General features: G+C 58.9%; 8 protein-coding genes. 4 read left to right on the top strand and 4 right to left on the bottom strand.

All coding sequences use genetic code 11. The features are described from left to right. Positions 1–19 precede the first annotated feature (19 nt). Entirely contained in the window at positions 20–589 is a 570-nt protein-coding gene (scpB, locus tag FBR05_14495; protein MDL1873386.1) for an SMC-Scp complex subunit ScpB, read from the bottom strand. Between the two features lie 41 nt (positions 590–630). Here scpB and FBR05_14490 point away from each other — a divergent pair, with 41 nt between their 5' ends. Continuing rightward, positions 631–1,200, top strand: coding sequence for a hypothetical protein (locus FBR05_14490; protein MDL1873385.1), 570 nt, complete (start codon positions 631–633; stop codon positions 1,198–1,200). Between the two features lie 19 nt (positions 1,201–1,219). Beyond that, on the top strand, positions 1,220–2,140 hold the full coding sequence (locus FBR05_14485) for a DUF348 domain-containing protein (GenBank protein ID MDL1873384.1): 921 nt from the start codon (positions 1,220–1,222) through the stop codon (positions 2,138–2,140). Here the strand turns inward: FBR05_14485 and gatA are convergent. The 3 genes from gatA to FBR05_14470 are packed head-to-tail and all read right to left on the bottom strand — an operon-like array spanning position 1,989 to position 4,016. Then, positions 1,989–3,416: an Asp-tRNA(Asn)/Glu-tRNA(Gln) amidotransferase subunit GatA gene (gatA, locus tag FBR05_14480; protein MDL1873383.1), complete on the bottom strand. Its 1,428-nt coding sequence runs from the start codon at positions 3,414–3,416 to the stop codon at positions 1,989–1,991. The genes FBR05_14485 and gatA overlap by 152 nt on opposite strands. Continuing rightward, entirely contained in the window at positions 3,416–3,700 is a 285-nt protein-coding gene (gatC, locus tag FBR05_14475) for an Asp-tRNA(Asn)/Glu-tRNA(Gln) amidotransferase subunit GatC (GenBank protein MDL1873382.1), read from the bottom strand. Before gatC ends, gatA begins: the two co-directional genes overlap by 1 nt. Positions 3,701–3,704: 4 nt before the next feature. Further along, positions 3,705–4,016 (bottom strand): hypothetical protein, encoded by a 312-nt coding sequence (locus FBR05_14470; protein ID MDL1873381.1) that lies wholly within the window; start codon positions 4,014–4,016, stop codon positions 3,705–3,707. Between the two features lie 100 nt (positions 4,017–4,116). On the opposite strand from FBR05_14470, the gene FBR05_14465 reads away from it, so the two are divergent. Further along, complete coding sequence (locus tag FBR05_14465; protein ID MDL1873380.1) at positions 4,117–4,941, top strand: prepilin peptidase; 825 nt, start codon at positions 4,117–4,119, stop codon at positions 4,939–4,941. Between the two features lie 181 nt (positions 4,942–5,122). Continuing rightward, a complete protein-coding gene (locus FBR05_14460; protein MDL1873379.1) occupies positions 5,123–5,359 on the top strand; it encodes a helix-turn-helix transcriptional regulator in 237 nt (78 codons plus the stop codon). Positions 5,360–5,519 lie beyond the last annotated feature (160 nt).

Raw genomic sequence — 5,519 nt, 5'->3', positions numbered from 1 at the left:
CAAAGAAATTCCGGCCAGGCTACCCCTTCAACAGCTCAGTATCTTCAGTTTCCGGCTCGGCAGGCGCTGCCAGAGGCGGCAGTTCGGTCAGCGAGTTCAACCCGAAGTGCTGTAAAAATTCGGGCGTGGTCGAATACAGGATCGGGCGGCCTGGTCCATCCGTCCTGCCCGACTCGAGGATCAATCCCTTGCTCAATAGACTTTTGAGCATCGCATCGCTGTTCACGCCGCGAATCGAATCCACCTGCGGGCGAGTCACCGGCTGTTGGTAGGCGATGATGGCGAGCGTTTCCAACGCCGCCCGGCTGAGGTGAGTGATCGCTTCGAGGCCCAAAAATATTTCCACCAGCCCCGCCAATTGGGGAGCGGTGGTCAATTGCACGCGCCCGGCATGCCGCTGAAGCCGCAATCCGCGCGAGTGAAGCGAATCTTCCAGTTCCTTCAACCCGCGTTCCACCACCGACGCAGCGACATCGAGCGCCTGCGATAACTGCTGAACCGGCACAGGCTCGGCGGAGACGAACAACATCGCCTCGATCTTTGCCGCCAGACTCATCTCTTCGTTGGAGATTGATTGCGATTCGCCCATGCTATAATTGCTCCGCTGTAAAATTGACCGTAATGATGATCATGAAAACAAAAAACCATTTCCATCTTTTTATTTTTTTACTTGCCGCGATGTCGCTGTCCTGTTCCATTTTCGTCGGCGGGCCCGAATATCCCGCTCAAACAGTGCCATCGTCGCCCACTGACGCCCAAGCCCTGCAGGATATGATCCAGCAGGCGATGCTCACAGGCGCTGAAACGGGCGTTATCACCCTGCAAATTTCCGAAAGCCAGCTCACGGGATTCATCGCGCAAAAGCTTTCCCAACAGACCGACCCGCCCTTCACCGATCCGCAAATCTACCTGCGCAACGGTCAGATGCAGATGTACGGCAAAATCACACAGGGTTGGTTCAGCGCCAATATGCTGATCGTCATGAACGTGGCGATCGACCCGGTCACCGGGCAGCCAACGATCGAGATCGCATCCGCTGATTTTGGTCCCTTTCCCGCGCCGGAAGGACTCAAGTCTGCGATCAGCGCGGTCATCGGCGAAACTTTTACCGGTTCGTTCGGTCCCGTTGCAAGCGGTTTTCGGTTGGAGGCCATCACGATTGCAGACGGTTTCATGACAGTCACGGGAAGAATCAAATAGCGGCTGGATTATACCCGACATGCCCCGCCCACCCCTTTCGCTTCGGCTCAAGACTCCATTCGGCTTGAGTCTGCTTATTTTTATTGCCGCTTCGCTGATCGCTTCCTGCCGCTCCCCGCAATTGAACAGCGACATCACCATACGCATCATCGCGGATGGACAGGAAAAAGAGGCAACGGTTCCCTCCGGTTTGACAGTATCACTTGCGCTGGAGGAAGCCGGCGTCCCGGTTGGCGCGCTCGATAAAACCGACCCCCCCCTTTATACCGTCCTCAACGACGGCGATATTGTCAAATTGATCCGGGTGGAGGAAATTTTCGAGACCGAGGAAGTGGTCATTCCATTCGAGCGGCAGATCGTCCGCAATGAAACCCTGCCCGAAGGCGAAACGCGCCTGGTTCAGGCAGGCGAAAATGGTCTGGAAGAAGTCACGTACCGAACGATCCTCGAAGACAAGGTCGAGGTCAGCAGGACAATCGTCAAGTCCGTTCTCGTGGCAGAGGCTTTGCCCGAGATCGTGATGGTCGGCTCCCAGGCATCCTTTGTGCCGTTGAACATTCCCGGCACACTCGCCTATCTTGCCGGCGGCAACGCGTGGATCATGGAAGGCTCGACAGCCAACCGCCGCGCGATCGTCAGCACGGGCGACCTTGACGGGCGCATTTTTACATTATCGCCCAACGGCGAATATCTCGTCTTTTACGCGCATTCTTCCCGAATGTTGCCCGCGGGGGCCAACGATCGATCGTTGACACACGGACGATCGGGTCCTGGATCCGCCGGGGGGATCAGCACGGAAAAAGCCTGCGGGCGGCAGCCAGCAAGCGTTCATCCTCAAACGGCTTGGCCATCAACTGGATACCGAACGGCATGCCATTGGAGTGCTGGCCAGCCGGGATGGAAAGGGCCGGGATTCCGGCCAGGTTGGCCTGCACGGTGAAAATGTCCTGGAGGTACATGGTCACCGGGTCGCTGATCTGCCCCTTGAGGAAGGCGGTGGACGGACAGGTGGGGGTAAGCAGCAGGTCCAGCCCGGCCAAGGTTTCCAAGGTGTTGTCCCGGATGATGCGCCGCACCTTCATCCCTTGGCCATAGTAGGCATCGTAGTAACCGGCACTGAGCACGAAGGTGCCCAGCAGGATGCGCCGTTGCACCTCCGGGCCGAAACCTTCCGAGCGGCTCCGGCGGTAGGTATCCTCCACACCTTGTGCCTCCTTGGCACGGTGACCGTAGCGAATGCCGTCAAAGCGGGCCAGGTTGCTGCTGGCCTCGGCGGGGGCCAGAATATAATAGGTCGGCACCGCATACTCGGTGTGCGGCAGCGAGACCTCGTGGATCTCGGCGCCCAGCTCGCGGTAGGTCTGGAGGGCCTGCTTCAGCGCGGCGTCGATCTCGGGGTCGGTGCCGGCGATGAAGTATTCTTTGGGGACGCCGATCTTGAGCCCCTTGCAATCCTTCTTCAGGGACTGTGTGTAGTCGGGCACCGGCGCGTCGAAGGAGGTCGAGTCGCGCGGGTCGTGGCCGGCGATCGCGTTGAGGACGATCGCGCAGTCGCGGACGTCCTTCGTCATGGGTCCGACTTGGTCGAGGGAAGAGGCGAAGGCGATGACGCCGAAGCGGCTGACGCGCCCGTAGGTGGGCTTGAGCCCCACGATGCCGGTCAGGGCGGCGGGCTGGCGGATCGAACCGCCGGTGTCGGTGCCCAGGGTGCCGTAGCAAAGGCCCGCGGCCACCGCGGCCGCCGAGCCGCCGCTGCTGCCGCCCGGCGTGCGGGTCAGGTCCCAGGGATTTTTGGTCTTCTTGAAGGCCGAGGTCTCGGTCGAGGAGCCCATCGCGAACTCGTCCATGTTGAGCTTGCCGGTCAAGGCGATGCCCTGGTCGAGCAGCCTCTGCGCCGAGGTCGCGGTGTAGGGCGGGATGAAATTATGCAGGATCTTCGAGGCGCAGGTGGTCTTGATGCCCCGTGTGAGGAAGATGTCCTTCAAGGCGAAGGGAATCCCCGCGAGCGGCGCCAGGGTTTCGCCTTGGCTCAGTTTTTGGTCGGTCGCCTTGGCCTGGGCGAGGGCGGTCTCGGGGGTGACGGTCAAATAGGACTCGACCTTGGGATCGACGGCCTCGATGCGCTTTAAGGTGGCCTGGGTCAGCTCGAGGGAGGAGACCTCCTTCTTGCGCAGCTTTTCGGCCGCCTCGGCCAGCGTGAGGTGGTGGAGTTCCATTAGATTACCTTCGGGACGCGGAAGAAGTGCTCTTCGTGGTCGGGCGAGATCTCGAGGACTTGCTCGATCACCGTGCTGACCTTCACCGCGTCGTCGCGCAGGGGATTGGGCACCTCGACCGCATGGGTGGTGGCCTCGATGTCCCGAGTGTCGAGTTCGTTGAGCTTCTCGATGTGGCCCAGGATGTTGTTGAGCTGGCCGGTGTATTTTTCGAGGTCGCTCTCGGAGAGCTGAAGCCGGGCGAGCTTGGCGATTTTTTCGACCGTTTCGCGGGTGATCATGATTTCCTTAAAACTTGAAGAGGCCCAGGACGCTGCCGATGAAGCCGCTCTCTTTGCCGACGATCTGCTCGATCTCGCCCGCGTCCAGAAAGATGCCGCCGCAGTTGGGGCACTTTTCGATGGTGACGCCCTTGAAGACGACGGGGTGCATCTCGAAGCCGCAGCGGGCGCAGTGGTTGTAATGCAGTTTTTTGAGGTTTTCGAGCTCGGCGGCCTGCATTTGGGCCTTGAGCTTTTCGGCCAATTCCTTGCGCTTTTCGATCTCTTGGCGCGCGAAGTACTCTTCTTCTTCGTGGGAGGGTTTGACGGTCGAGGACATCGGTGAACTCCTTCTGTGTGTCACTCCTACTGTAAGTTTTATCGCCGCTTCAAGCAAGAAATGCCAATTTTCCTTGGAGAAATCATGAGCCTTCCCTAGGATGGCGAGGGTGGAAATCCTGCTTTCGATCTACGTCGGCCTCTTCGGCCTCGCCCTGGGCTCCTTTTTGGGCCTGGCGGCCGAGCGCCTGCCGGCGGGCGAATCGGTGGTGCGGCCCCGCTCGCGCTGCCGCGCATGCGACCGGCAGCTCGCCTGGTACGAAAACGTCCCGGTCTTCAGCCATCTCTTCCTGCGCGGGCGCTGCCGGTCCTGCGGGGCGAGGATCCCGCCGCACCACCTGCTGCTCGAGGCCGCCACCGCCGCCCTGACGGTCTACGCATTTCATCAGATCCAGCCTTGGCCAAGGTTCTTGCTTTATCTCATCCTCTTTATCGCGCCGGTCTTGCTGTTGATCGTCATCGACTTCCGCCACCTGCTCTTGCCCGACGCGATCACCTTGCCGGGCATCGCGGCCGGTTTCCTCCTACATTGGCTCGACGGGAGGTATTTTTCTCCGGTCCCTCTCGCCAGCCATTGGATTTTATTGTGGGAAAGCCTGCTCGGCGCCCTCGCCGGCGCGCTTACCTTGCTGCTCTTGGCGCTCGCCTATCAAAGGCTGCGCAAGCGCGAGGGGCTGGGCGGCGGCGACGTGAAATTCGCCGCGATGCTGGGGGCCCTGTTCGGTTGGCAGGCGATCTTTTTCATCTTCCTCCTCGCCTCGGTGCTGGGCATCGTCTTCGGCGTTCTCTTGATGCTCTTCCGGGGACAATCCAAAGAGGCGCCCTTGCCCTTCGGCAGCGCCTTGGGCCTCGTTTCCCTCCTCTTTCTTTTCCATGGTGAGCGCCTGATCCGGGGTTACCTCCAATTCATGCGATATTTAGTATAATTATATATAAATTAATTATATTTTAATTAATTGCATATTAACTCAATAAAATTTTTCGAAATTGAATTAGAAAATCTTGAAGATTGCATCATTTTCTTCTAACGTCGCATCAGTATCCGATCGGAAGAAAGACCATCGGGGCGCATCACCAAAAGACCATTGCTGGAAGACGGGAACCCTTATGGCGGAAGCGGCCAAGCCTAAGAAAGACACCAGGCTCGTGAAAAACAACGTGCAGAAGATTCGCGAAGAGCAGCTCATGAGCAAGGCCGAGTTGGCCCGCAAGGCGGGCCTGTCCGCCCTCACCATCGACCGCGTCGAAGGCGGGATGAGCTGCCGCATGGATACGATGCGCAAGATCATTCTAGCTTTGGGCTTCAAACTCTCGGAAAAAGAAAAAGTTTTTCCCGAAGATTGATATTGATGGGATTCGTCGGATTTCGCTAGAACCCCCTGATCGGCCGTGGGGGTTTTTTCGTTTATAAAGCCCGGCGAAGGAAATTTCACTTATGCAGTCCCTGACCAAACTTCGATACCTCACCTCCGGCGAATCCCACGGCCCGGGGCTCTACACCGTC

This window comes from Deltaproteobacteria bacterium PRO3 (genome assembly GCA_030263375.1).
Lineage (GTDB): Bacteria > UBA10199 > UBA10199 > DSSB01 > DSSB01 > DSSB01.
Note: the sequence above shows the minus strand (reverse complement) of the source record. Positions and strands in the feature narration are given on the sequence as shown.

Excerpts from the sequence above, each read along its gene's own strand:
- scpB (MDL1873386.1), bottom strand. The coding sequence starts at position 589 with ATGGGCGAATCGCAATCAATCTCCAACGAAGAGATGAGTCTGGCGGCA.
- FBR05_14460 (MDL1873379.1), top strand. The coding sequence starts at position 5,123 with ATGGCGGAAGCGGCCAAGCCTAAGAAAGACACCAGGCTCGTGAAAAAC.
- FBR05_14490 (MDL1873385.1), top strand. The coding sequence starts at position 631 with ATGAAAACAAAAAACCATTTCCATCTTTTTATTTTTTTACTTGCCGCG.
- FBR05_14485 (MDL1873384.1), top strand. The coding sequence starts at position 1,220 with ATGCCCCGCCCACCCCTTTCGCTTCGGCTCAAGACTCCATTCGGCTTG.
- FBR05_14470 (MDL1873381.1), bottom strand. The coding sequence starts at position 4,016 with ATGTCCTCGACCGTCAAACCCTCCCACGAAGAAGAAGAGTACTTCGCG.
- FBR05_14465 (MDL1873380.1), top strand. The coding sequence starts at position 4,117 with ATGGCGAGGGTGGAAATCCTGCTTTCGATCTACGTCGGCCTCTTCGGC.
- gatA (MDL1873383.1), bottom strand. The coding sequence starts at position 3,416 with ATGGAACTCCACCACCTCACGCTGGCCGAGGCGGCCGAAAAGCTGCGC.